The sequence below is a fragment of the Caballeronia sp. LZ019 genome, from assembly GCF_031450825.1.
Taxonomy (GTDB): domain Bacteria; phylum Pseudomonadota; class Gammaproteobacteria; order Burkholderiales; family Burkholderiaceae; genus Caballeronia.
Window position 1 is genome coordinate 708,277 of the sequence record NZ_JARTVZ010000005.1, and the last position, 26,189, is coordinate 734,465.

The 26,189-nt window shown below is 65.3% G+C and carries 23 protein-coding genes; 7 read left to right on the top strand and 16 right to left on the bottom strand.

What is annotated here, in order from left to right; translation table 11 throughout:
- The first annotated feature begins 237 nt into the window (after window positions 1-237).
- Window positions 238-627: a hypothetical protein gene (locus tag P9255_RS16660; RefSeq protein WP_309790118.1), complete on the top strand. Its 390-nt coding sequence runs from the start codon at window positions 238-240 to the stop codon at window positions 625-627.
- Between the two features lie 89 nt (window positions 628-716).
- Here the strand turns inward: P9255_RS16660 and gap are convergent, their stop codons facing one another.
- Both gap and tkt read right to left on the bottom strand, forming a co-directional pair.
- Entirely contained in the window at window positions 717-1,727 is a 1,011-nt protein-coding gene (gene gap, locus P9255_RS16665) for a type I glyceraldehyde-3-phosphate dehydrogenase (RefSeq protein WP_309790119.1), read from the bottom strand.
- Between the two features lie 45 nt (window positions 1,728-1,772).
- Window positions 1,773-3,824 (bottom strand): transketolase, encoded by a 2,052-nt coding sequence (gene tkt / locus P9255_RS16670; protein ID WP_309790120.1) that lies wholly within the window; start codon window positions 3,822-3,824, stop codon window positions 1,773-1,775.
- Between the two features lie 377 nt (window positions 3,825-4,201).
- Between tkt and P9255_RS16675 the strand changes: the two genes are divergently transcribed.
- Window positions 4,202-4,615, top strand: coding sequence for a VOC family protein (locus tag P9255_RS16675; protein ID WP_309790121.1), 414 nt, complete (start codon window positions 4,202-4,204; stop codon window positions 4,613-4,615).
- Between the two features lie 18 nt (window positions 4,616-4,633).
- The gene (locus P9255_RS16680) at window positions 4,634-5,371 is read left to right on the top strand and encodes a 16S rRNA (uracil(1498)-N(3))-methyltransferase (protein WP_309790122.1); all 738 of its coding nucleotides are present in this window, start codon (window positions 4,634-4,636) and stop codon (window positions 5,369-5,371) included.
- Between the two features lie 76 nt (window positions 5,372-5,447).
- On the opposite strand, the gene P9255_RS16685 is transcribed toward P9255_RS16680, so the two are convergent.
- The 3 genes from P9255_RS16685 to P9255_RS16695 form a co-directional block, all read right to left on the bottom strand.
- The gene (locus P9255_RS16685) at window positions 5,448-6,026 is read right to left on the bottom strand and encodes a barstar family protein (RefSeq protein ID WP_309790123.1); all 579 of its coding nucleotides are present in this window, start codon (window positions 6,024-6,026) and stop codon (window positions 5,448-5,450) included.
- A gap of 15 nt (window positions 6,027-6,041) precedes the next feature.
- Window positions 6,042-6,539 (bottom strand): ribonuclease, encoded by a 498-nt coding sequence (locus P9255_RS16690; protein ID WP_404980364.1) that lies wholly within the window; start codon window positions 6,537-6,539, stop codon window positions 6,042-6,044.
- A gap of 412 nt (window positions 6,540-6,951) precedes the next feature.
- A complete protein-coding gene (locus P9255_RS16695) occupies window positions 6,952-9,246 on the bottom strand; it encodes an NADP-dependent malic enzyme (RefSeq protein ID WP_309764072.1) in 2,295 nt (764 codons plus the stop codon).
- A gap of 265 nt (window positions 9,247-9,511) precedes the next feature.
- Here P9255_RS16695 and thiL point away from each other — a divergent pair, with 265 nt between their 5' ends.
- The 4 genes from thiL to P9255_RS16715 are packed head-to-tail and all read left to right on the top strand — an operon-like array spanning window position 9,512 to window position 14,907.
- The gene (thiL, locus tag P9255_RS16700; protein WP_309790769.1) at window positions 9,512-10,498 is read left to right on the top strand and encodes a thiamine-phosphate kinase; all 987 of its coding nucleotides are present in this window, start codon (window positions 9,512-9,514) and stop codon (window positions 10,496-10,498) included.
- Window positions 10,488-11,021, top strand: coding sequence for a phosphatidylglycerophosphatase A (locus P9255_RS16705; RefSeq protein ID WP_309790124.1), 534 nt, complete (start codon window positions 10,488-10,490; stop codon window positions 11,019-11,021). Before thiL ends, P9255_RS16705 begins: the two co-directional genes overlap by 11 nt.
- A gap of 43 nt (window positions 11,022-11,064) precedes the next feature.
- Window positions 11,065-11,565, top strand: coding sequence for a CinA family protein (locus P9255_RS16710; protein WP_309764070.1), 501 nt, complete (start codon window positions 11,065-11,067; stop codon window positions 11,563-11,565).
- Window positions 11,566-11,583: 18 nt separating this feature from the next.
- The gene (locus P9255_RS16715) at window positions 11,584-14,907 is read left to right on the top strand and encodes a DEAD/DEAH box helicase (RefSeq protein ID WP_309790125.1); all 3,324 of its coding nucleotides are present in this window, start codon (window positions 11,584-11,586) and stop codon (window positions 14,905-14,907) included.
- Between the two features lie 10 nt (window positions 14,908-14,917).
- Here P9255_RS16715 and pyrF read toward each other — a convergent pair whose 3' ends face one another.
- From pyrF to P9255_RS16770, 11 genes are all read right to left on the bottom strand, one after another.
- On the bottom strand, window positions 14,918-15,733 hold the full coding sequence (gene pyrF / locus P9255_RS16720) for an orotidine-5'-phosphate decarboxylase (protein ID WP_309790126.1): 816 nt from the start codon (window positions 15,731-15,733) through the stop codon (window positions 14,918-14,920).
- Window positions 15,734-15,799: 66 nt separating this feature from the next.
- On the bottom strand, window positions 15,800-16,909 hold the full coding sequence (locus tag P9255_RS16725; RefSeq protein WP_309764067.1) for an aldose 1-epimerase: 1,110 nt from the start codon (window positions 16,907-16,909) through the stop codon (window positions 15,800-15,802).
- A gap of 81 nt (window positions 16,910-16,990) precedes the next feature.
- Window positions 16,991-17,875, bottom strand: coding sequence for an SMP-30/gluconolactonase/LRE family protein (locus P9255_RS16730; RefSeq protein ID WP_309764066.1), 885 nt, complete (start codon window positions 17,873-17,875; stop codon window positions 16,991-16,993).
- Complete coding sequence (locus tag P9255_RS16735) at window positions 17,875-18,660, bottom strand: SDR family oxidoreductase (protein ID WP_309764065.1); 786 nt, start codon at window positions 18,658-18,660, stop codon at window positions 17,875-17,877. Before P9255_RS16735 ends, P9255_RS16730 begins: the two co-directional genes overlap by 1 nt.
- 12 nt (window positions 18,661-18,672) lie before the next feature.
- The gene (gene araH / locus P9255_RS16740; protein WP_309764064.1) at window positions 18,673-19,680 is read right to left on the bottom strand and encodes an L-arabinose ABC transporter permease AraH; all 1,008 of its coding nucleotides are present in this window, start codon (window positions 19,678-19,680) and stop codon (window positions 18,673-18,675) included.
- A 37-nt stretch (window positions 19,681-19,717) separates the two neighbouring features.
- Entirely contained in the window at window positions 19,718-21,232 is a 1,515-nt protein-coding gene (araG, locus tag P9255_RS16745) for an L-arabinose ABC transporter ATP-binding protein AraG (RefSeq protein ID WP_309764063.1), read from the bottom strand.
- 56 nt (window positions 21,233-21,288) lie between these two features.
- Window positions 21,289-22,296: an arabinose ABC transporter substrate-binding protein gene (locus tag P9255_RS16750; RefSeq protein ID WP_309790127.1), complete on the bottom strand. Its 1,008-nt coding sequence runs from the start codon at window positions 22,294-22,296 to the stop codon at window positions 21,289-21,291.
- Between the two features lie 187 nt (window positions 22,297-22,483).
- Window positions 22,484-23,263 (bottom strand): SDR family oxidoreductase, encoded by a 780-nt coding sequence (locus P9255_RS16755; RefSeq protein WP_309764061.1) that lies wholly within the window; start codon window positions 23,261-23,263, stop codon window positions 22,484-22,486.
- Window positions 23,260-23,937 (bottom strand): 2-dehydro-3-deoxy-6-phosphogalactonate aldolase, encoded by a 678-nt coding sequence (locus tag P9255_RS16760; RefSeq protein ID WP_309764060.1) that lies wholly within the window; start codon window positions 23,935-23,937, stop codon window positions 23,260-23,262. Before P9255_RS16760 ends, P9255_RS16755 begins: the two co-directional genes overlap by 4 nt.
- 24 nt (window positions 23,938-23,961) lie before the next feature.
- Complete coding sequence (locus P9255_RS16765; protein WP_309790128.1) at window positions 23,962-24,939, bottom strand: 2-dehydro-3-deoxygalactonokinase; 978 nt, start codon at window positions 24,937-24,939, stop codon at window positions 23,962-23,964.
- A complete protein-coding gene (locus P9255_RS16770) occupies window positions 24,936-25,850 on the bottom strand; it encodes an IclR family transcriptional regulator (RefSeq protein WP_309764058.1) in 915 nt (304 codons plus the stop codon). The genes P9255_RS16765 and P9255_RS16770 overlap by 4 nt, the downstream gene beginning before the upstream one ends.
- Window positions 25,851-26,189: the final 339 nt, after the last annotated feature.

Below are 26,189 nucleotides of genomic sequence, written 5' to 3' on the forward strand. Positions count from 1 at the left end.
ATGCGCCGCTTGTCGGCGCGCTGCACGGTTCGAACATGGCCGCCGTCCATCGGCTTCGATGGACGGCGGTTTTGTTTCGTCCGTACGCAGTCTGCAACATTCGGTGCAAAGCCTTCCGTCGACGGCACTCCGCGCACCGATTGCGGTCATAGCGGCGGCGCTCGAACGCAGGACGCCCGCGCCGATGCCGGGCCCGCGCTGCGCCGCTCAAGAATCGGACCTCAAGGAGTAACGTCGATGGACGTGCAACAACTCGTGTCCCAATTCCTGTCGTCGGCGCAAGGCGCTCAGGCGGCGCAAGCGCTGAACAACCAGGGATTCAGCGCAGAAAACAGCCTGCAGATTCTGGGGGCGGCGGCAGAGTCCGCACATGCGCATGCCGAAGAACATGGCCAAAGCATGCTCGGCGAACACGCGGGCAAGAGCTTCTTCGCGGCTTTCGCCACCGGGCTTTTGCGCGGCGACGGTTTCCTGAAATCGCTCGCAGGGGGCGGCGAAGGGATCATGACGGGCCGCGTCGCGGAAATACTTGCGGCGCGTATCGGTCTCGACCCCGCAACGGCGTCAAGCGTGGCGGCCGTGGCGACGCCGTTCATCGTCTCGTTCCTGCGCGAGAAGCTGGCGTAGTCCGGGCAACGCACCGCGCGCAAGAAAAGACAAAGCCGCTCTCAGGAGCGGCTTTGTCTTTACGGCATACAGCTACCGGATTCGAGCGCTTACTTGGCGTTCGCGAGCGCGACGGCCGTATCCAGCATGCGGTTCGAGAAGCCCCACTCGTTGTCGTACCAGCTCGACACCTTCACGAGACGGCCCGACACCTTCGTCAGCGTCGAATCGAACGTCAACGATGCCGGGTTGTGGTTGAAGTCGACAGAGACGAGCGGCGCGTCGTTGTAGCCGAGGATGCCCTTCAGCTCGCCTTCGGCCGCTTCCTTCATGATCTTGTTGACTTCTTCGACCGTCGTGTCGCGCGCGGCGATGAACGACAGATCGACCACCGACACGTTGATGGTCGGCACGCGGATCGCGTAACCGTCCAGCTTGCCGTTCAGTTCCGGCAGCACGAGGCCGACCGCCGATGCCGCGCCCGTCTTCGTCGGGATCTGGCTGTGCGTGGCCGAGCGCGCGCGGCGCAGGTCTTCGTGGTACACGTCGGTCAGGACCTGATCGTTCGTGTAGGCGTGGATGGTGGTCATCAGGCCGTTGACGAGGCCGATCTTGTCGTTCAGCGGCTTGACGAGCGGCGCAAGGCAGTTCGTCGTGCACGATGCGTTCGAGATGACCGTGTCCGATGCCTTCAGCACGTTGTGATTCACGCCGTACACGATGGTCGCGTCCACGTCCTTGCCGCCCGGCGCGGAGATGATGACCTTCTTCGCGCCGCCCTTGATGTGCGCGCTCGCCTTTTCCTTCGTCGTGAAGAAGCCGGTGCACTCCATCACCACGTCAACGTTCAGCTCGCCCCACGGCAGTTCGGCCGGGTTGCGGTTCGCCAGCACGCGGATGCGGTCGCCGTTGACGACGAGGTAATCGCCATCCACCGACACCTGGCCCGGGAACTTGCCGTGCGCGGTGTCGTATTGCGTGAGGTGCGCATTGGTCTTGGCATCGCCGAGATCGTTGATGGCGACGATCTCGATGTCGTGCTTCTTGCCGTTTTCATACAAGGCGCGCAGCGTGTTGCGGCCGATCCGGCCGTAGCCGTTGATTGCAACGCGAATCGTCATGGTCTATCTCCTTGGCTTAAAAAAACCTTGCTCGCTGACGCGGTCTCACGCGGCCAGAACGGCCTTCGCCGTCCCGACGACGTTCTCCACCGTGAAGCCGAAATGCTTGAACAGCTCACCGGCCGGCGCGGATTCGCCGAACGTGTCGATGCCCACCACGCCGCCCTCCAGGCCGACGTACTTGCGCCAGAATTCCGTCACACCGGCCTCGATCGCGACGCGCGCCACGCCCTTCGGCAGCACGCGCTCGCGGTACTCGGCGTCCTGCTTGTCGAATACGTTGGTGCAGGGCATGGAAACGACGCGCGCGCCGATGCCTTCCTTCGCCAGCGCCTCGACCGCCTGCATCGCGAGCTGCACTTCCGAGCCGGTCGCGATAAGGATGATCTTGCGCGCGGGAATGTCGTCGTTCCAGTCGCGCAGCACATAGCCGCCCTTCGCGATGTTCGCGATCTGGACGTCGTTGCGCGGCGAGAACTGCAGGTTCTGACGGCTGAAAATCAGCGTCGACGGGCCTTCGTGCTCGATCGCGTGCGTCCACGCCACCGCCGTTTCGACGGTGTCCGCCGGACGCCACGTCTGCAGTTGCGGAATCAGGCGCAGGCTGGAAACGTGCTCGACCGACTGGTGCGTCGGGCCGTCTTCGCCGAGGCCGATGGAATCGTGCGTGAACACGAAGATCGAGCGCGACTTCATCAGCGCGGCGACGCGCAGCGCGTTGCGGCTGTAGTCCGAGAACGTCAGGAACGTGCCGCCGAACGGACGGAAGCCGCCATGCAGCGCGATGCCGTTGATTGCCGCCGACATGCCGAATTCGCGCACGCCGTAATTGATGTGATTGCCCCACTGGATGCCGGCGTGGCCCGCGTTCGCGTTTTCGGCATCGCCGGCGGCGCGCACCGCTTTCGACGCCTTCCAGTTGGTCAGGTTCGAGCCCGTCAGGTCGGCCGAACCGCCGAGCAGTTCCGGCAACGCGGCCGCGAGACCTTCGATGGCCTGCTGCGATGCCTTGCGCGTCGCGACCGTTTCGGCACGCTGATTCGCGTCTTCGATGATCTTCGCTGCGCTCTCTTTCCAGTCCGCCGGCAGTTCGCCCTTCATGCGGCGCGCGAATTCGTCGGCTTGCTGTGCGTACTTCGCGCGATAGGCTTCGAACGCCTTGTTCCAGTCGCTTTCCGCGCGCTGGCCCTGCTCCTTGCCGTCCCACGCCGCGTAGACTTCCTGCGGGATCACGAACGGCTCGAAGCTCCAGCCGATCGCCGCGCGCGTCGCCGCGATTTCGTCGCCGCCGAGCGGCGCGCCGTGCGCATCGTGACCGCCCGCCTTGGTCGGCGCGCCCTTGCCGATGACCGTGCGGCAGCAGATCAGCGTCGGCTTGTCGGACTTCTTTGCCTGCGCGATGGCGGCATCGACCGCATCGACGTCATGGCCGTCCACGGCGCGAATCACGTTCCAGCCGTACGCTTCGAAGCGCTTCGGGGTGTCGTCGTGGAACCAGTGCTCGACATGGCCGTCGATGGAAATGCCGTTGTCGTCGTAGAGCGCGATCAGCTTGTTCAGCTTGAGCGTGCCCGCGAGCGAGCAGGCTTCGTGCGAGATGCCTTCCATCAGGCAGCCGTCGCCGAGGAAGACGTAGGTGTAGTGATCGACGATTTTCGCGTCGGCCTTGTTGAATTCGGCGGCGAGCAGCGCTTCCGCGAGCGCCATGCCGACCGCGTTGCCGACGCCCTGGCCGAGCGGCCCGGTGGTCGTCTCGACGCCCGGCGTGATACCTACTTCGGGATGACCCGGCGTCTTCGAATGCAACTGGCGGAAGTTCTTGAGCTCGCTCATCGGCAGGTCGTAGCCGGTGAGGTGCAGCAACGCGTACAGCAGCATGGAGCCGTGGCCGTTCGAGAGCACGAAACGATCGCGATCGAACCAGTGCGGATTCGCCGGATTGTGCTTCAGATGGCGCGACCACAGCGCGACGCCGATTTCAGCCATGCCCATCGGCATGCCGGGATGGCCGGAATTGGCCTGTTGAACGGCGTCCATGGCGAGCGCGCGGATTGCGTTGGCCATGAGGGCGGTCGGGCTGGAAGTCGGGATCGTCATGTCGGGTGTCGGCGGCTACGAGAGCTTTGGGGCAGGTGCAGAAATGATCCACGGTGCTTCTTGCCGCATACCTTCAGCCGATGCTTTCGCACCGGACGCCGGCCTCGCAGCACATCATGCGCACACCATGAACACGCCACGTTTTCAAGACCGGAACGACGAGAAACGACGAGGATCGGGAGTCGGTCATTCTAACAGACCGGTCCGATCGACAGGCGTGCGGCGGCGCGCTGAACGTGCGCTGCCCGGCAGTTCGGGCGGGCATTCGGCGTGCATCGGACACAGCCGGCGAAGGCTGCGCGCCCCGCCGCCTTAGCGCCTCGTGGCAAAATGCCCGTCAATTGCCTGAGCAACCGAAGCTTGAAGGAGTGCTTTCGATGACCGATCCCCGCCCCGCCGACGTCCCCTGGTTGACGCCCTATCTCACCGTGCAGGACGCGCGCGTGAGCATCGGCTTCTACGAGAAGGCGCTCGGCTTCGTCGTGCGCGACAGCGTCGACGACGACGGCACGATCATCCACGTCGAGATGACGTATCGCGGGCAGTTGATCGTCATGTTCGCGCCTGAAGGCGCCTACGGGTCGCAGGCACGCACGCCGAAGAGCGCGGGCCAGATGGCGCCACAGTCCTTCTATCTCTATGTCGACGACGTCAACGCTACGTTCGCGCAGGCGCTCGCGGTCGGCGCGAAGCCGCTGATCGAGCCGCAGGATCAGTTCTGGGGCGACCGTTTCGCGCAGATCGAAGATCCGGACGGTTATCGCTGGGCGATTGCGCGGCATCTGACTTGAACGGTTCGTCAGCCTCTCATGCCACGTTTCCATGTTGACGGCGCGCTCACGGCGGGCCAAACCCTTTCCCTTCCAGACGATGTCGTGCGCCACGTGCAGGTGCTGCGCCTCTCGCCCGGCGACGCGATCACGCTTTTCAACGGCACGGGTGGCGAGCATCACGGCGTGCTCGTCGATATCGCAAAAAAGACGGCGCTCGTTCGTATCGATACGCATAGCGAGCGCGAAGCCGAGCCGCCGTATCGCGTGACGCTGGCGCAGGGCGTGGCGGGCGGCGACAAGATGGACTGGCTCATCGAAAAGTCGGTCGAGCTGGGCGTCTCGGGCATCGAACCGCTGACGGCGGAGCGCGGCGTGGTGCGGCTCACTGGCGAACGCGCGGTGCGGCGTCAGGCGCACTGGCAGGCGCTCGTGCGCGCCGCGTGCGAGCAATGCGGCCGCAATCGCGTGCCGGACGTCGCGCCGCCGCGCGATCTTTCCGCATGGCTCGCGGATTTGCCCGCTGCATCGGATGGCGATTTGCGCCTGCTGCTGTCGCCGCGCGCCGAAGTCTCGTTCGCCGCGCTGCCCGCGGAACCGCCGCGCGGTCGCGTGATGCTGGTGATCGGTCCGGAAGCGGGCTTCTCGCCGAAAGAGGAAACCCAAATTGCGGAGGCGGGATTTTCAGCGCTCGGGCTCGGGCCGCGCGTGCTGCGCACCGAAACGGCGGGCATCGCGGTGCTGGCCGCGCTCGCGGCACGCTGGGGCGGCTGGTGACGTGTTTTCCGCCGCTCCAATGAAAACAGCCCGATGAGCGTGCTCATCGGGCTGTCTTGCATCTGACGCCGGAACGTCAGACGAACGAATAAAACACGCGGAACGCCACGCGCCGCTCGGCCCAGAATTCGGCCGCGTCGCGGAAGACGTCGAGCAGCGTCTCGCGCCCTTCCTTGTCGAATTTCTGCGCGATCGGCAGTTGCTCCAGCACGATCACGAAGCCGGGCTGCGAACCCGCCTTGTGGACGAGGTCGGTCAGGCAGTCATAGAGCGCGTCATAGTTCTTGCCGAAGTGCTTCGGGAAGAGAAAAGACAGCGCGATCGTCTCCAGCACTTCCTGTTTGCTTTGCGCCTGGCCGAGGTACGCATAGAGAAAATGCTGACCGAGCCGGGTGGCCTCGTCGGCGAGTTCCTGCACGCGGAACGCGCGTATGGACTGCACGATATTCGGCCGCACCGTCGAGAAAAGAGACTCCGGTTCCTCCTGAGGATGCCCGCCCGCCTCCGTGTTGTGCGGCAAATTGGGCTCGTCATCGGGTCTGTTGTCGTGTTCTGTCATCCGTAGCCGCAATACTCGCTGGAACAGGTTGCCATCGCCGGTGGCGAAAAGATCACTCGCGACGCCGTTGTCGTGCGCGTAGATGTTGTCGCTCATGCCGTTAATCCCTAGTTATCCCGCAATGCGTTTAAAACTGGCGTAGTGGTCGTCCGAGTAGTAGCAATCGTCTGTCTGCCGCTTCGGTCCACCGCATACGATCCGGCGCGCACCGCGATCCCGCGCGCGCGGCGTGGGGACTGTGTATTCGTGGTAGTAGCCGCGTGGATGCCGCGGCAGCAGACGCTCGCGATTGCCGAACACGACGCCGTCCTTCTCGTAAGGAAACGGGCCGCCCGCTTCGATCAGCCGCAACGTCTGCACCGCCTGCCTCGGCAACTGCGCGACGCTGATGGTTCCGAGACCATCGCCGCGCGCCTCGGTGACAGCGGGCCGCTCGCCGTTCGAAGAGGCGCTTGCCGCACCTGGCGGCTGCCCTTGGCTCGACGGCTCCGCGAACGTTGGCGCGGGCGTTGGCCTCGAAGCCGCGTCGCCGTGCGATTCGTCCTTGCCGCAACCGCTCAGAACGATGCCGAGAGCGACGATACAAACGAACGCCGATGCACGCTTCACGAAACGATTATCCCCGCGTTGACCCGAAATTCGACGACCAAGAAAGATATAAGGGTATCGCTAATGACAGGGCGAAGCAACGTTCCGCCGAATTTCGGAAATTTTTTCTCAACTTCGACGCCGGCACGCTTGGAAGCCGGAGAAAAGGCAGGGATTTTTAGCCTTCGTCCGAGTGTGTTTTCAACCAAACAAGTTAAAAATAATCGCCGTAGGGATTGAAACCTCTGGACGGGTTGCCTCACCTGTCGCCAGTTTCGCGCGGTGAGCCTCATCGCGATTGCTCTGCATTTGGGCGGCAACCCCTTGCTTCTGCCCCAAGCGTGCCCGCACCGGCACGCTTTTTTTTCGCCCAAAGAAAAACGCGGCAGGATAACTCCTGCCGCGTTGCTTGCGTGATGCCCGAGCCAGGCGCTTAACGCGTCGCCGTCGTGTCCGCCACCAGTAGGGCTGTCATGTTGACGATCCGTCGCACCGTCGCCGACGCCGTCAGCACGTGCACCGGCTTCGCCGCGCCGAGGAGGATCGGCCCGATCGCGATGTTGTTGCCGGCCGCTGTCTTGAGCAGGTTGTACGAGATGTTCGCTGCATCGATGTTGGGCAGGATCAGCAGGTTCGCGTCGCCTTCGAGCGTCGATTCGGGCAGCACTTCGCGGCGCAAGCGGGCGTCGAGCGCGACGTCGCCGTGCATCTCACCGTCCACGTCGAGGTCGGGCGCGCGCTCTTTCAGGATGGCCAGCACGTCGCGCATCTTCTGCGCGGTCGGCGCGTTGCTGGTGCCGAAGTTCGAATGCGACAGCAGCGCGATCTTCGGCACGATGCCGAAGCGCTTGACTTCCTCTGCCGCGAGAATCGTGATTTCAGCAAGCTGTTCGGGCGTCGGGTCGACGTTGACGTGCGTATCCACGATAAAAATCTGGCGGCCCGGCAGCACGAGCGCGTTCATCGCCGCGTACACGTTGCAGCCGTCCTTCTTGCCGATCACCTGATCGATGAAGTGCAGATGACGATGCGTGGTGCTCACCGTGCCGCAGATCATGCCGTCCGCTTCGCCCTTCTTGACGAGCATGGAGCCGATCAGCGTCGTGCGGCGGCGCATTTCGAGCTTCGCCATCTGCTGGCTGATGCCCTTGCGCGCCATCATCGAGTAATAGGTCTGCCAGAAATCGCGGTAGCGCTCGTCGTGATCCGTATCGACGACGGTGAAGTCCACGCCCGGCGTAAGGCGCAGGCCGAACTTCGTGATGCGCTGCGCGATAACCGCCGGACGGCCGATGAGAATCGGTCTGGCGATCTTTTCGTCGACGGCGATCTGCACCGCGCGCAGCACGCGCTCCTCTTCGCCTTCCGCGAACACGATGCGCTTTTTCTCCGGCTCCACGCTGCGCGCGAGCTGGAACACGGGCTTCATCGTCGTGCCGCTGTGATACACAAACTGCTGCAAATGCTGTTCGTAGGCGTCCATGTCCTCGATCGGACGCGTCGCCACGCCGGATTCCATCGCGGCCTTCGCCACCGCCGGCGCGATCTTCACGATGAGACGCGGATCGAACGGCTTCGGAATCAGATATTCCGGACCGAACGACAAATCCTGAATGCCATAGGCCGTTGCGACGATATCACTCTGTTCCTGGCGCGCCAGTTCGGCGATCGCGTTCACCGCCGCGATCTCCATCTCCTTGGTGATGGTGGTCGCGCCTGCATCGAGCGCGCCGCGGAAGATGAACGGGAAGCACAGGACGTTGTTGACCTGATTCGGATAGTCCGTGCGGCCGGTTGCGAGCACCGCGTCGGGGCGCACTTCGAGCGCGAGTTCCGGCAGGATTTCCGGCGTCGGATTGGCGAGCGCGAGAATCAGCGGCTTCGCGGCCATGCCCTTCACCATGTCCTGCTTCAGCACGCCGCCCGCCGACAAGCCGAGGAACACGTCCGCGCCTTCGATGACTTCAGCGAGCGTGCGCGCGCTCGTTTCGCGGGCGAAGCGCTCCTTGTCCGGGTCCATCAGTTCGACGCGGCCCTTGTAGACCACGCCGGCCAGGTCCGTCACGAAGATGTTCTCGAGCTTCATGCCGAGGTCGACGAGCAGATCGAGACACGCGAGCGCCGCCGCGCCCGCGCCGGACGCGACGAGCTTCACTTCGCCGATGTTCTTGCCGACCACCTTCAGCCCGTTGGTGACCGCCGCCGCGACGACGATGGCCGTGCCGTGCTGGTCGTCGTGAAAGACCGGAATCTTCATGCGCTTGCGCGCTTCGCGTTCGACGATAAAGCAATCCGGCGCCTTGATGTCTTCCAGATTGATGCCGCCGAAAGTCGGTTCCAGCGCGGCGATCACGTCGACGAGCTTGTGGGGATCGGTTTCGTTCAGTTCGATATCGAAGACGTCGATGCCGGCGAACTTCTTGAACAGCACCGCCTTGCCTTCCATGACCGGCTTCGACGCCAGCGGCCCGATATTGCCGAGCCCGAGCACCGCCGTGCCGTTGGTCACCACGCCGACGAGGTTGCTGCGCGCGGTGAAGCGCGCGGCGTTCAGCGGGTCCGCGACGATCTCCTCGCATGCGAACGCAACGCCCGGCGAATACGCGAGCGCGAGATCGCGCTGGTTGATCATCTGCTTCGTCGGGGCGATCGCGATCTTCCCGGGGGTCGGGAACTCGTGATAATCGAGCGCGGCTTCGCGCAACTTCGTATTGGCGGGAGTCGTCATAAGGCGAGCTGAAAGTGCGGGAATTAGAATAGAGATTCGAACGCATTGTAGCGCCAAACCCTTACGGTTTCGGGAGGACAGTCCGCGCATTTCGGCTATAAGTGCCGTGACCGCGAAACGTCTGATCGCCCGGCGTGACAAGGCTCGCAGCGCATCGCCCTGTTTTTTCGAGACAAGGCGGCGCATTCCGATCGTCCGTATTCCCGCGCTGACGTTCCCGCCGTTCCGTTATTGCAGCGCACAAAACATGACTCATCCGCCGACGATGCTCTCCGAGTTTTCTTTGATCGATCGTTTCTTCGCGCGCCGCGCGAAAGCGCCCGCGTCACGTCAGGGCGACGCCCCGCTCGGTATCGGCGACGACTGCGCGCTCATCGCCCCGCCTGCCGGCCACCAGTTCGCGATTTCGACGGACATGCTGGTCGAAGGCCGCCACTTCTTCCCCGATGTGGACCCCCAAGCGCTCGGGCACAAGGCGCTCGCCGTCAATCTGTCGGACCTTGCCGCGATGGGCGCGAAGCCGCACGCGTTCACGCTCGCGCTCGCGTTGCCGCGCGCCGATGAAGCGTGGCTCGAAGCGTTCAGCGACGGCATGTTCGCGCTGGCCGACCGGTTCGGCTGCGCGCTGATCGGCGGCGACACGACGAGCGGACCGCTGAACATCTGCATCACGGTTTTCGGCGACGTGTCGCATCGCGCGGCGCTGCGCCGCGACGCAGCACAACCGGGCGACGACATCTACGTTTCCGGCGCGCTCGGCGACGCCCGCGCGGGCCTCGGCGCGATGCTCGGCGAATGGCAGGCGCCGGAAGGCGCGGCATCGGCATGGAAGCGCGCGCTCGAACGCCCCGAACCACGGGTTGCGCTCGGCATGGCGCTCGGCGGCGTCGCGCACGCGGCCCTCGATATCTCCGATGGCCTCGCCGGCGACCTGATGCATATCCTGAAGCGCTCGAACGTGCGCGCCACCGTGAATGCCGACGCCGTCCCCTGTTCCGACGCCGTGCGCGCCATGCCGAACACCGCGCGCCGCCAATGCACGCTCGCCGGCGGCGACGACTACGAGCTTTGCTTCACCGCGCCGTCAGCCGCACGCGAAGCAATCGCGCGTATCGGCGAACGCGTGGGCGTGCCGCTGACCCGCATCGGTAAAATCGAATCTTCCGGCCTGCCGGAAATCGCGTGGCGCGACAGCGCCGGCGCCCCGCTTTCTTTGACGTTGCAAGGCTTCGACCACTTTCATGCAGACTGACCCGACTCTCGCGAACGCGTCCGACCGTCCGCGCCCGGCGCCGCGCAAGGCGACCGCGCGCTTCATGCTCGATCATCCGGTGCACATCCTTTCGCTCGGCTTCGGCAGCGGGCTGTCGCCCATCGCGCCGGGCACCGTCGGGACGCTGTTCGCATGGGCGTCGTTCGTTGCGTTCAACCGGCATCTGACGGTCGCGGAATGGGGCGCGCTGATCCTCGTGGGCTTCATCGCGGGATGCTGGTTCTGCAGCTTCACGGCGAAGAAGATGGGCGTCGCGGATCCGTCGGCGGTGGTGTGGGACGAGATCATCGCGTTCTGGCTGGTGCTGCTCTTCGTCACACCCGTCACGTTCACCGGCCAGTTGTGGGCGTTCATCGTATTTCGCTTCTTCGACATGGTGAAGCCGCCGCCCATCCGCTATTTCGATCGCCGTCTGAAAGGCGGCTTCGGCATCATGTTCGATGACATCGTCGCGGCATTCTTCACGTTGCTCGTGATCGCCCTGTGGCGCATGACCGCCTGACGCTCCCGGCTTCCCAACTCCTTCCTCGCCTGCGAGACACGCCATGCCAACCGATACCGTCGTTCACCAACTCGCGATCCGCGCCAGCAACAAGCTGCGCGACGAACGGCTGACGCTCGCCACCGCCGAATCGTGCACGGGCGGCATGGTCGCGGCGGCGATCACGGATATTTCGGGCAGCAGCGCGTGGTTCGAGCGCGGTTTCGTCACGTATTCGAACCTGGCGAAAACGGAGATGATCGGCGTGCCGGCCGCGCTGATCGACCAGCACGGCGCAGTCAGTGAGCCGGTCGCGAAAGCGATGGCCGAAGGCGCGCTGCGCAACAGCCGCGCGCAGGTATCGGTGTCGATCACCGGCGTGGCGGGCCCCGCAGGCGGCAGCGACGCAAAGCCGGTCGGCACTGTCTGCTTCGCGTGGAGCAACCGGCTGCATACGGCGTTCGAAACGCAGCACTTCAAGGGCGATCGCGAACAGGTCCGCACGCAGGCGGCCGCGCATGCGCTAAGAGGCTTGCTGGAGTTTCTGCAACGCCGCGAGCGATGAACCGAGCAGAGTGAGTTCATGAATCAGACGCGACACGAATCGGCCGGCTGGCCCGCCTGCACTGAAGAACAAATAGCCAAATGGATGGGCCGCGCCACATTCGACAAGGCGCTTGGCTATGTCGGCGCGGTCTCGCATATCCGCGTGAGCGGCGGCGCCATCGTGGCTCGCGTGCAAGGCACCGAATCGATTCCTTACGTCGTCGAGATCGTGTTTCACAGCGGCAAGCCGCATGGATCGTGCAGTTGTCCTGTCATCTACGGGTGCAAGCACATCGCGGCCACGCTGCTTGCGACCATCGAACATCGGGAGCGGGCAGCCAGAAAGGGCGTGCGACCGGAAGTCGAACAGTGGCTGTCGGCCTTTCGCGCGAAAGTCGAAGAAGCCCAGCGCGTGCAAGTGGCGCAGGAAACCGCGCGCAAGCCCGCGAGCGGCGCGGTGCATCGAATCCTTTATGTGCTCGCGCCCGCGGCGCTCGAACCTGGCGTGATCGAACTCGTCACGTTCAAGGCGCGGCTGGGCGTCGATGGCGCGATCCGCGCGACCGAAAGCTGGTCTCCGAACTATCAGGCCTGGCAGAACCCGCCGAAGTTCGTGACGCCCGACGATGACGCGATCCTTCGCGCGCTCAGAACCGAACGCACCTATTCGGCCGGACATTACTCGCTGACCGGACCCAAGGGCGCGCTCATCTGGAAGATGATGCTCGCGACCGGCCGGCTTTACTTCGAAGCCGACACGCGGTCGATGAGACTCGACACGCCCCTGTCCGAAGGCGCGCGCCGCCGCGCCGCGATCGAATGGATGCCGTGCGACGGCGACCGTGTCCAGGCGCTGCTCGGGCTCGATCCCGATGCCGACGTCCTGCTGCGCACCGAGCCGCTGTGGTACATCGATGCCCTCGCGAACGAAACCGGCGCCATCGACGCGCCCATCCCCGAAACGCTGCTCTCCGATTATCTCGACATGCCGCCGCTGACCGCGCGCGAAAGCGCTGTCGTGCGCGCATCGTTGAGCGAGTTCGCGCCCGCGTTTCCCGCGCCGCCTGCGGATGCACGATCGGGACTGCGCGTCATCGACGTCACGCCGGCGCCGGTGCTCACGCTCGACACCTTCACGCTCGAGCCGCCGCGCAAGCTCAATGCGCCGGCCATCGAAATCGACGTGGCGTCGCTCGGCTTCGATTACGGCGGCATCGTGATTCCATCCGACGCGACGGAAGTGCTCGTCCGCACAGCCGACGACGAACTCGTCCAGGTCGCGCGCCGCGCCGGTCTGGAGCAAGACTGCATCCGTCGCCTGATCGATGCAGGTCTGCAGCCGATCACCACCGCGTCGGGACGCCATGAAGATTCGCGTTACGAAGGCGGCTTCATCATGGCCGATCGCGACGGATGGCAGCCGTTCCTCGATACGCACGTTCCCGCGCTTCGTGACGCCGGCTGGCTCGTGGTTATTGCGCGCAACTCGCGCTTCGATGCAATCGAAGTGGAAGCCATCGATGCCGTCGCGCGCGCCAGCGATGCCGGCTGGTTCGACCTGAAACTCGGCATCACGGTGGAACAGCGGCCCGTCCGTCTCGAACCGCTGCTGGCTGAACTGCTGCAGCGCGACTCGCGCTGGCTGAACGGCGGCATGGACGCCATCGACGACGCCGAGCCGATTCAATTCCGCACCGACGAAGGCCGGCGCGTCAGGCTGCGCGCGGCGCGGCTTAAGCCGCTCGTGAAGACGTTGATCGACCTCTTCGACGGCCGCACGCCCGACGTGAGCGAGCCCTTGCGCTTGCCGCCGCTCGAAGCCGGCCGCCTCACCGGACACGACGAAACGCTGCGCTGGCAATTTCACGGCGACACATCCGTGCTCGAACTCGCGCGACGGCTGCAAGGCGCGCGCGGCCCGCGCAAGATCAAAGCGCCGAAGAGCCTGAAAGCCAGTCTGCGCGACTATCAGCGCGAAGGGCTCGAATGGATGCAATTCCTGCGGGAGCACGATCTCGCCGGCATCCTCGCCGACGACATGGGCCTCGGCAAGACCGTGCAGACGCTCGCGCACATCCTCGTGGAGAATGAGGCGGGCCGGCTCGACCGTCCGGCGCTGATCGTGGTTCCGACGACGCTCGTCAACAACTGGCAGGACGAGGCGCGCCGGTTTGCGCCGACGCTCAGGCTGCTGAATCTGCAAGGACCGCAGCGGCAGCAGCGTTTCGCGAGCATCGCGGAGCACGATGTCGTCATCACCACTTATCCGCTGCTGTGGCGCGATCACGAAGCCCTCGCGCTCAACGCATATCACGTGCTGATTCTCGACGAAGCGCAATACGTGAAGAACGCATCGAGCAAGGCGGCGGCGATCATCCGCACGATCGACGCGCGTCACCGGCTGTGTCTCACCGGCACGCCGCTCGAAAATCACCTGGGCGAGCTATGGTCGCAGTTCGACTTCCTGCTGCCCGGCTTCCTCGGCACGCAAAAGGATTTCGCGAGCCGCTGGCGCAAGCCCATCGAAAAGCAGAACGATCAGGCGCGCCGCGATCTGCTCGCGCGGCGCGTGCGGCCGTTCATGCTGCGCCGTCGCAAGGACGAAGTGGCGACCGAACTGCCCGCCAAGACGACCATCGTGCGAACGGTCGATCTCGAAGGCGCGCAACGCGATCTCTATGAAACCGTGCGCTCGGCGATGCAGCAGAAAGTGCGCGAGGCCATCGCGAAACAGGGTTTCGCGCGCAGTCATATCCTGATGCTCGACGCGCTGCTGAAGCTGCGGCAGGTGTGCTGCGATCCATCGCTCGTCAAGCTCGCGGGCGCGAAGCAGGTGAAGCAATCGGCGAAGCTCGCGCTGTTGATGGAGATGCTGCCCGCGCTGATCGAGGAAGGCCGGCGCGTGCTGGTCTTCTCCCAGTTCACCGGCATGCTCGGGATCATCGCTGCGGCGCTCGACGAAGCCGGCATCGCCTATGTCACGCTGACGGGCGATACCGCCGATCGCGCCGCGCCCGTGCGCGCGTTCCAGTCGGGCGAAGCGCCGGTTTTCCTGATCAGCTTGAAGGCGGGCGGCGTCGGCCTGAACCTGACCGCCGCCGATACCGTCATTCACTACGATCCGTGGTGGAACCCGGCCGCCGAAAATCAGGCGACGGACCGCGCGCATCGCATCGGGCAGGACAAGCCGGTGTTCGTCTACAAGCTGGTGGCGTCGGGCAGCATCGAAGAGAAGATTCTGGCGATGCAGGACAAGAAAGCCGCGCTCGCGGCGGGCATCCTGTCGGAAGATGCGGGCGCGGTGGCCCGCTTCTCGGAAGAGGACATTCAGGCGCTTTTCACGCCGATACCCGACGCGTGAGCGCGCATGCTCACCGATATTCGTTGATCGTATCGCGCGTCTTCTTCGCCGCCCCGGCCGCTGCGCTCGCGTAGTCGTCGCCCTTGCCGGCGTAGATGATTGCGCGCGACGAGTTGATGAGCATGCCCGTGCCGTTCGCGGTGCGCCCGGCGCGCACGGTGGCTTCAACGTCCCCGCCCTGCGCGCCGATGCCCGGAATCAGCAACGGCATGTCGCCGACGATGCCCCGCACCGCTTCGATCTCCTTCGGAAACGTCGCCCCGACGACGAGCCCGAGCTGGCCGTTGTCGTTCCACTTCGTCGCCGCGAGCTTCGCGACGACCTGATACAGCGGCAGGCCATCGACCGTCGTCAAGAATTGCAGGTCCGAGCCGCCCGCGTTCGACGTGCGGCACAGCACGATCACGCCCTTGCCTTCATGCGCGAGATACGGCTCGATGGAATCGAAGCCCATGTACGGATTCACCGTGACCGCATCGGCGCAATAGCGCTCGAACGCTTCACGCGCATACTGCTCCGCCGTGCTGCCGATATCGCCGCGCTTCGCATCGAGGATCACCGGAATGCCGGCGTGCTTTTCATGGATATGCGCGATCAGTGCTTCGAGCTGGTCTTCCGCCCGATGCGCGGCGAAGTACGCGATCTGCGGCTTGAACGACGACGCATACGGCGCGGTGGCGTCGACGATGTTCTTGCAGAACTCGAAGATCGCGTCGGGACGCCCGTTGAGCGCGCCCGGAAACTTCGACGGCTCGGGATCGAGGCCGACGCACAGGAGCGATTGAGTCCGCGACCACGCGGCGTTGAGCGATTGAATGAAGGACATGGGAAGAGTCGGTGAACGTCGGTGCCACGCATTTTATCTTGCGCGGGCGTCGCGTCCCGGACCGACTCAACGGGCAGGCGCCGCGCGGCCTCGCGCTTTCGTCCCTGCGCGGGTGCGCGGCCTCGCACGGCGCGCGGCTTCCCCGGTGCGCTCGACCGTGAACCGGAACTCACGCGCGAGCCGCTCGCCGGGCGCGAGCACGGTCATCCCGTTGGCCTCGCCGCCGCCAGGCAAGTTCACCGCGTTGATCGGGTGATCGACCGGCTCGAAGCAGAAGAAGTCCTCGCCGGGCGGTGCGTAGAGCACGTAGTAATCGGTATCGGCAGCGATGGTCAGCGAGAGGCGCCGCTTCGGCCACAGCACGCTCGTGCGTCCGCTCCAGCCGGTGAACGCGTTGTTGACCATCTCCGATGGCATCGGATAGGCGACGCCGAACTGCCACGCGGGCGGCGCGGGAACATGACGCACGGGAAGCCAGTCGTCGCCGCAGAGCCAGAGGCCGCCCGCCGCGGCCGAAAGCTCGGTATCCGCTTCGCGCATCAGGAACGGATGCAGCCCGAGACCGAAGGGCAGCGCTTCATTGCCGGTATTGCGCACGTCGAGCGTGACGACGAGCGTCGCGTCTTCGAGCGCGTAGATCTGTCCCGCGTGAAACGAATACGGCCTGCCGTCGCGGCGATCGAGCGTGAGGCGCACGCGCGTGGCCGCTTCCTCCTCGACTTGCCACGCGCCGAGCCAGCCGTCGCCATGCAGCGGCAGCGGTTCGCCGGGGCGATTGCGCGGCACGTCGATCGCGCGTCCCGCGAACTGAAAGTGGCCGTTGCCGATGCGGTTGGAATACGGCAGCAGCGGATAGCACGCGAGGTCGTTCGGATCGGTGCCGGGACCGGGATTCGCGCACGGGCGGAAAATCGGCACGAGCGCGCCTTCGTGACGCCAGTCGAAGCGCGTGATGCCGCCGCCGAGCGCCGGCGCGACATCGAGCCGCAAGTGCGCGTTCGCCAGCGTGATGCAGCCTTCGACGCACGCGCCGCCGATCGCCACGACGGCGGTGCTGGGGCCGGGCCGGATCGGCGGTTCGGCGGCGGCGGCGAGACGCGAGCGGCGTGCGTTCGCCTGCGCGGTGGATGTCGTCGATGCGGATTTCAGCCCTTGCTCCGTGCGCGCAACAGTCATGACTCGTGCTCCATCGAGAGGCGACCGACCCGGCGTCGCCGGGGCCAGAGCGGGCGGCGCGTCATCGCGCGCCGCCTCGTTTTATCCGTTCCGTTTGCCGGCGAACACCGGTTCCGCGATGCCGCGCACGCCGGGCTGCGCGGTGAAAATGCCGCCCGCGTGCGGATCGGCGTTGAGCGCGTCTTCGCCGAGGCCGGCGCGCGCGGTCGTGATGAAGAGCGTATCGAGCGATGCCCCGCCGAACGCAACGCAACTCGGCTGCGCGCTCGGCACCGCGATGCGCGCCGTCTCGCGGCCATCGGGCGCATAACGCACGACGCGCCGGCCGGCCCATTGCGCGTTCCAGAGACCGCCGTCGGCATCGACCGTCGAGCCGTCGGGGAAGCCCGTGTCGTCCGTCAATTCGACGAACACGCGCTGATTGCCGAAGCCCGGATAATCGCACGCGCGAATCCGACGCGTCGGCGTATCGCAGTAGTACATCGTCGCGCCGTCGGGGCTGAACGCGGTGCTGTTGTTGATTGCGAAATCACCGAGCGGCAGACGTTCCAGCGACAAGTCGAGGTTCAGCCGATAAAAGCCGCCGATCGGCTCGGCGTCATCGACATCGTGCTTGGTGCCGAACACGAAACGCCCTTGCCGATCGCAGCGGCCATCGTTGAGGCGCGTCGGCAGATGCGCTTCGACTTCGACGATCGTCTCGATCCTCCCCGACGCCATCTCGAAGAACGCGAGCCGCGACGCGAGACCGAGCAACAGCACGCCCGGATCGGCGCACAGCGCGAAGCACGCAAGGCGCTCGGGCATCGCGAACGAATCGGTCTGGCCGTCGCGCGGGTCGTGGCGCAGCAGGCGCTTGCCCTCGATGTCGGTCCACCAGAAGCGCCCGCTCGCGGCGCACCACGTCGCGCCTTCGCCGAGCGTGCATCGGCTGTCGATCAACAGTTGCGCAGCGATTCCACTCATCAGGACCACCCCGCATCCACGATCATGTCTTGCGCCGTCATCATGCTGCTGTCGTCGGAAGCGAGAAAGAGCGCCGCGCGCGCGAGGTGATGCGGCAGCAGTTCGCCGTCGATGCACTGCCCTTGCTTGAGCGCGATCTTGCCGGCCTCGTCGTACCAGAGGCGCTTCTGCTTTTCGGTGAGCACCCAGCCCGGCACGAGCGTATTCACGCGGATGCCGAACTTGCCGACATCGCGCGCGAGGCCGCGTGTCAGGCCCTGCACCGCCGATTTCGCGGACAGATACACCGGCATGCCGCTGTTCTTCAGCATCCAGCTCACGGAGCCGAGATTGATGATCGAGCCGCCGCCGAGTTGCTTCATGTCCTCGATGACCGCCTGCGCCGCGAAGAACTGATGGCGGATGTTCACCGCGATGCACGCGTCGTAGTACTCGGGCGTCACGTCCGCGATCGCGTGGCGCTGATCGTTGGCCGCATTGTTGACGAGCACGCCGATCGGTCCGAGCGCGCTGCGCACATCGGCGATGCCCTGGCGCAACGCGTCGATGTCGGTGAGATCGACGCGCAGGAACATCGGACGCACGCGGTCCGCGCCCGCCGATGCGCCAAGCTGGTCCGCGAGCGCTTCGCCCGCGGCGGTGTCGATATCGAAGAACGCGACCTTCGCGCCCTGATCGACGAAGTGCTCAACGAAGCCCGCGCCGATACCGGTCGCGCCGCCCGTGATGAGCACCGTCTTGCCGGCAAGGCTCGGATAGCGTGCGAGTTTGCTGTCGATTGCCATATCTCTCCCCGATTAATCCCGCGATCCGCGGTTCTTCAACTGGTCGAGCAACACCGCGGCGAGCAGGATCGCGCCGCGCACGAGGTACTGATAGAACGCGTCGATGTTGAGCAGGTTCATCACGTTCTCGACGGTGCCCATGATGAGCACGCCGATCACGACGCCCGAGATCGTCGCGCGCCCGCCGAGCAGCGACACGCCGCCGAGCACGCACGCCGAAATCACGTTGAGTTCGAAGCCTTGAGCCGCGTTCGGCTGCCCCGACGTGATGCGCGAAGCAAGGATAACGCCGGCAAGCGCCGTCACCGCGCCCTGAATCAGGAAAATCCACACGCGCGTGCGTTCCACGTTGATGCCCGCGAGCCGCGACGCTTCCGGATTGCCGCCGATGGCGAGCGTATTGCGCCCGTACACGGTCTGGTTCAGCAAGACGCCGAACACGACGAAGCACGCGAGCGTGACCCAGATGGGCAGCGAAATGCCGAGCATCGAGAGGCCGCCGAGTTCGATGAACGTATCCGACGACACGCCCACCGCCTGACCGTGCGACACGATGAAGCCGAGGCCGCGCACGATTTCCATCGTCGCGAGCGTGGTGATCAGCGCGTTGATGCGCAGGTAAGCGATCACGGCGCCGTTCACGAAGCCGATCACCGAACCTGCCGCCACCGCCGCGATGATCGCGATGAACGTGTTGTTCGTCGCGTTCAGCACCATCGCGCAGAGCACGCCGGCGAACGCGATCGTCGATCCCACCGACAGGTCGAAGTCGCGCGAGGCGAGGCAGAACATCATCGTGCAGGCGACCATGCCGATCTGCGAGATCGACAGCGCGAGGCCGAGCATGTTCTCGATCGAGAAGAAATGATCGACCGTCAGCGACATCGTGGCGAACATCACGATGAAGATCACGATGAGGCTGTATTCCGTGACCTGCTGCCACCACTTCTGCTTGTCGTTCTTTTGCGGGATCAGCGCGTTGGCTACCGCTTCGACCGCAATGTTTTCTCTGGCTTCCATTTATCGCTCCTCTTTCCCTTTCGTCCCTTTTGTTCCTTCACGCGGCCTTGGCGACCGTCTCGGCTTGCGGCAACGCAAGATTCAGCACCGACTGTTCGTTGGCCTCACCGCGCGGCAATTCGCCCGCGATGCGCCCCTGCCGCATCACGACGATCCGGTCCGACACGCCCAGCACTTCCGGCAGTTCGGAGGAGATCATCACGATCGCGCAGCCGCGCTCCGCCAGTTGATAGATGACGTTATAGATTTCGTGCTTCGCGCCCACGTCGATGCCGCGCGTCGGTTCATCGAGAATCACGACTTTCAGGTCCGGCTCCGCGAGCCAGCGCGACAGAATCGCCTTCTGCTGGTTGCCGCCCGACAGAAAACGAATGCGCTGCCTGCGGCTCGGCGTCTTGATCTTCAGCAATTGGATGAAGCGATCCGCCGTCTGCGCCTCCTTCTTGCGATCGAGGAACAGCCCCGCTCGCAGGTAATGCCGCCGGCACGAAATGTTGATGTTCTCCGCGACCGTCGCCATTGCGACGATGCCCTCCTCCTTGCGATCCTCCGGACACAGCACGATGCCGTGACGGATCGCCTCGCCGGTGTTGCGGACCTTGATCGGCTGGCCGTCGAGGCGGATCGTGCCGTCCTTTTTCTTGTCCGCGCCGTAGACCAGATGCATCAGTTCGCTGCGGCCCGCGCCGACGAGTCCGAAGAACCCGACGATCTCGCCGCGCCGCACTTCGAAGTTCGCCGGTGCGGAAAGCGCATCGCCCTGAAGATTGCTCACCGCGAAGCGCACATCGCCGATGGGACGCGCACGGTAGTTGTAGATGTCGCTGATTTCGCGGCCGACCATTTCCTGCACGAGCGTATCGCGCGGCACTTCGGCGAGCCGCGTGTGCGATGCGATCTTGCGGCCGTCGCGGAAAATCGTGCAGGCATCGCACAGCTCGTAAATCTCGTCCATGCGATGCGAAATGTAGATGAGCGCGCGCTTGTCGGCCTTCAGGTCGCGCACGAGCTTGAAGAGCACCTCCGTCTCGCGATGCGACAGCGACGACGTCGGCTCGTCGAGCGCGATCACGCGCGCGTTGCGCAGCAGCGCCTTGCAGATTTCGACCATCTGCCGCTGCGCGATGGAGAGCTTGCGCAGCTTCGCGTTCGGATCGAGATCGACGCCCATCGCTGCGAGCCGCTCGCGCACGTGCTTTTTCGCGGCGCTCTTGTTGACCCAGCCGAGCCGGTTCGGCAACGCGCCGAGCAGCAGGTTCTCGGACACGGTGAGGTCCGGCACGTACTGCAATTCCTGATGAATCACCGCGATGCCCGACGCAATCGATGCCGCCGCGCTCCCGAAATGCACTTCCCTTTCGTCGATGAGCACGCGCCCCGAATCGGGCTGATACTCGCCGCCGAGAATCTTCAGCAAGGTCGATTTGCCCGCGCCGTTCTCGCCCATCAAACCGTGAACTTCGCCGGCATTGACGTCGAACGACACGCCGTCGAGCGCACGCACGCCTGGAAACACCTTGCCGATATTGTCAAAACGCAGCGTCGCTGACACATCGCCTCCTGTTTTTCAGCGGACCGCACGCGCGGCCCGCTTGCCGCGAAAAAGACTTAGTTCGACGCCAGGCCCATCTGCTGACGCACCGACGCCACGTTGTCACGCGTGGCGAGCATGCCGGTCGTGAGCGTGAGCATCGGCGGCGTCTTGCCGTCCTTGATCCACGCGTACATCAGTTCGGACGTCTCTTCGCCGTGACGCTTCGGGCTGATGATGACGGTGCCGAAGAAGCCCGTCGGCTGCGGCTTCTTGAACTCGTTGAGCGCAGAATCCGACCCGCCGATGCCGATGCCGATCATGTTGTCGGCCTTGAAGCCACGGCCTTCCGCCGCGCGCACCGCGCCGAGCACGCCTTCGTCGTTCAGCGCATACGCAACCCAGTGCTTGAACTGCGGGTTCTTCGTGAGCGCGATGTTCGCGGCGTTGAACGCGTTCTCGGTGTCGGTCTTCGCTTGCGGCGCGGCGATGATGTTCGCCTTCGGAAAGCCAGCGGCGACGAGCGCATCGGTGGCGCCGGCCGTGCGGTCGTGCGCGGTCGGCAACTGCTCGTAGGTCACGTCGATGGCGCCGACTTCCTTCATGTCCCAGCCGCGCTTCTTGATCTCGGCGGCGATGCCGTCGCCGACCTGCTTGCCGATGTTGTACGCGGAGATGCCCATGTGCGGCACGGACTCGATCGGCTTGCCGGAGCCATCGACCAGGCGGTCGTTGACGGTCATCATCTTCAGTTTGTCGGCCTTCGCCTTCGCGACGATGCCCGGTCCGAGCTTCACGTCCGGCGTGCAGATGATGAAGCCCTGCGCCTTTTGCGCGGCGAGGTTGTCGATGGCGCTCATCACCTTTTCGCCCGACGGCGCGCCGATCTTCACGAGCGTGAAGCCCTTGTTCTTCGCGGCCGCCTCGGCGAACTTCCATTCGTCCTGGAACCACGGCTCTTCCGGCTGCTTTACGAGAAAGCCGATCTTGACTTCATCGGCGGCCTGCGCGACGGGCGCGGCGATCATCGTGGCGCTCGTGGCGGCAGCGGTGGCGATCAGCGTGAGGAACAGTCTGCGTTTCATCTTGTGTCTCCCGAGTTTTTACCCGTTGTCTCAAAAAGCCCGCGTGACGGGCCGTTACGAAGGTGTGTGTGGCTGCTTGTTATTGCTCGTGACTGCTGGTTACTTTCGTGCCGCCGTCGCATCGCGACATCCAACTTGCGCGTCAGCGCCTTTGCCGCACCGCGGCGAGTGCGTCATTCTTCATGTTCTAGTCGTGATAGAGCGCCGAGCGGCCGCCATCCACGGTGATGCAGCTCGCGTTGATGAACGGCGCTTCATCCGATGCGAGGAACACCGCCGTCATCGCCACTTCGTGCGGCTGGCCGATGCGCTTCATCGGCTGCAGGTCGAGCGTCGCCTGCCGCGCGGCGGCGGGATCCGGCTGCTCGTTCCACCAGTCGAGCGTCAGCTGCGTCTCGATGTAACCCGGCGCGATCGCGTTCACGCGCACGTTGTTCGGCGCGTATTCGATGCCGAGCGCACGCGTGAGGCCGATCACGCCATGCTTGGCCACCGGATACGGAAAGCAGCCGGGGATAATCTTGAACGCATGCGTCGACGCGATATTCACGATGCTGCCCCGCCCGCGCGCCACCATGCCCGGCAACACGGCGCGACAGCCGTTCCAGACACCGTCGAGGTCGACAGCGAAGCAGCGGCGCCAGTCGTCGTCGGTCATCGTGAGCGGATCGCAGAACACGTTGATGCCGGCGTTGTTCACGAGCACGTCGACGGGGCCGAGCCGCGCTTCCGCTTCCGCGACGGCTTCCTTCACCGATGCGCTTTGCGTCACGTCCGTCGGCACCGCCAGCACCTGTTCCGCGCCGGTCTCCTGTCCGATGCGCGCAGCCGTCGCCTTTGCCGTTTCGATGTCCAGCTCCGCCAGCGCGACCGCCGCGCCTTCGCGCGCGAACGCCAGCGCGATCGCCGCACCGATGCCGCGCCCCGCGCCCGTGATGATCGCGACCTTGCCGGCGAGTCGGTTCATCGTTTCTCACCTTTCGCGATGGCGAGCCCGCCGACGAATGCCTTCGCATGAAGCGCCGTCACCTTCACGCCCTGGCCCGGCTTGTAGAGCGCGGAGCCGAGGCCGAAGCCGTTCGCGCCCGCCGTCAGGAACGGCCCCATGTTGTCCGGCGAAATTCCGCCGACCGGCACGAGCGGCACGTCCTTCGCGATGACCGCGCGCCACGCCTTCACGACCGTGGGGCCGAGCTGTTCGGCGGGGAACATCTTCAGCACGTCCGCGCCGTTCTTCAGCGCGATGAAACCTTCGTTCGGCGTGGCGACGCCCGGCGCGCACGCGAGCCCGAGCGCCTTGGCGGCGCGGACGACATCGCCGTCGCTGTGCGGCATCACGATCAGTTCGCCGCCGGCGGCCTTCACGTCGTCGACATAGCCCGGATGCAGCACCGTTCCCGCGCCGACGATGGCATCGGCCGGCAACGCCTGACGGATCGCCGCGATGCTGTCGAACGGCTGCGGCGAGTTGAGCGGCACTTCGACGATGCGAAAGCCCGCTTCATAGAGCGCGCGGCCGTGCTCGGCGGCATCGGCGGGCGTGACGCCGCGCAGGATCGCGATCAGCGGACACGCGGCGAACGCCTTCGCGAGACCGTCGTGCATCTGATACGGCGCGGGGAGATTGATGGGTGGCTGCATCGTCGTGACTCCTTCTCGTGCTGCTCAGGCCGCGCGCGCGGGCGCTGGCACGAGCCCGGCTTGCACGGCGATTCGGTATAGGCCCTGCTCGGTGGCGTTCGCGACGGTTGCGGCATCGTGACAGCCGAAGCGCGCGAGCGCCGCGCGATAGCGGTCGCAAAGCGTCTCGTTGCCGATGAGCCGCAGCGTCCGGCCCGCGAGCGACGACTGATCGCGCGCGAGCACTTCCGACAGGCCGCGCAGTTCGTGGCCGATCAGAAGGCCCGACAGATAATCCGGCTGTTGCGCCGGGGTTAATTGCGCGGTGAGACCGAGCGTGCGCGTGCTGAAGATGGTCGCGAGCACGCCGGGATGACCGGCATCGCGTGCCGTATCGACGCCGCGCTCGAATGCCGATGCGTCCGCCGCCGCGCCCTGCTGCATCGTGCGGCCGAGAATCGTGTGGTCGCGCAGCGCGCCGAACACTTCGCCCGTCATGAACGTGTAAAAGCGCTCGATGCGCCCCGCCTGCACGAACGCCCATTTCGCGTGCGTCCCTGGCAGGCCGATCAGCACGCCGCCTTCCGCGTTCAGCGATGCATCGCTCGCCAACGCGCCGACGATCTGCGTTTCCTCGCCGCGCATGACGTTCGGCAGCACGCCCCGTTCGAGCACGCCCGGCACGATACGCACGGTCGCGCCGCGCGCCGTCTCGATGGCGACGATGCCTGCGACGAGCGCATCGGCATCGGCGGGCGTGTCCACGTAAGGCGCTTCCGCCCAGCCCTGCGCGCTGCCGACCATGCCCGCCGCCAGTACCGGCAATGCGGGATGCGCGTCGAGCCACGCGCCGCAGGTTTCTTCGAACGCCTGCTCGAAGCCGCCCGCGGGCAGATTCATGATCCCTGCCGGCGATGCGCGGGTGTCGAGCGCGACGCCGTCCGCGCCGAGCAGATAGGCGCGCAGCGAGGTCGTGCCCCAGTCGAGCGCGACGAGCGCGGGTGCAACAGGAGGCGCGGTCATCGCTTGATCCTGCGGCTGGCTTGCGGCGCGCGCCAGCCGAGTTCGGAAGAAATCGCGCGGGCTTCCTGCTGCACGATCGGAATCAGTTCTTCCATGCGCTCCTCGGGCATATACGGAATGGTGCTCGCCACCGAGAGCGCCGCGACGATCGCCCCGGACGCATCGCGCACGGGTGCGGCGACGCAGCGAATCGACGCTTCGTTCTCTTCCAGGTCGAACGTGTAGCCGCCTTGCGAATAGCGCGTCATGCGCTGCACGAACGTGCCGACGTCCGGCCGGTTATCCGGCTTGAAGCTCGTGCGGGCGAGCGCGCGATGCGACGCCTCCAGCAGCTTCTTCCACGCGTTGCTTTCGAGATCGAGCATCATCGCCTTGCCGATGCCCGTCGACGCGAGCGGCATCCGGTGCCCGACGCGCGAGCGCATCTCCAGTCCGCGCGTGCCGGGAATCTTGTCGATGTAGAGCACGTCGTCGCCATCGCGCACGCCGAGATGGATCGTGTCCTGCGTATGCTGCGCAAGCGCCTGCAGATACGGCCGCGCAACGGTGGTCAGCGGCATCTGCTCCAGCGCGATGGTGCCGAGTTCGATCAGCTTCGGCCCGAGTAGATAGCCGCCCTGCACTTGCCGCAGGTAGCGCGCCTGCACGAGCGAGCTGACGAGCCGGTGCGTCGTGCTGCGCGTCGTGCCGAGCGCGGCGCTGAACGAGCGCAGATCGCGCGCGCCGTTCGCGGCGGCTTCGAGGATCGCGAGGCCGCGCAAAAGCGTCTGCGTGCCGGCCTGCTGCGGCGTGATATCGACGAGCGCGCTCGGCAGCGCGATGGCATCGGGATCGCGGCCGTGCGGCGGGGTATTCTGTGGGCCGCTCGCGCTGCTGCGCGCGCGAGTCGCGCTGGTGGACTGATCGCTCATGTCGGCTCGCCCTCGCGAATCATGCAACGCGCGAAAGCCGCGACGCCTGGACGGGCCGGCGCGTGCCGGCGCGGAAAACCGATGAATCGTGCAACGCAATCCGCGAGCGCGGGCGAGCGATCGAGTGCATGACGTGTCTCCGAATTTGTTTTTATGCGCGCATGTCAGCGGTGCATGCGCGCGGGCTTCGTGGCGCTTCCATCGAAAGCCTGCACGGATTGTAGTTCCGGCTATCTCGATAATTCAATATGTGATCGTCTCGTTCACATACTGGGACCGCGGCTGACAGCCGAAAGCCGCCGGAAAAAGAAAAAGCCCTGACGGATCAGGGCTTTGCGA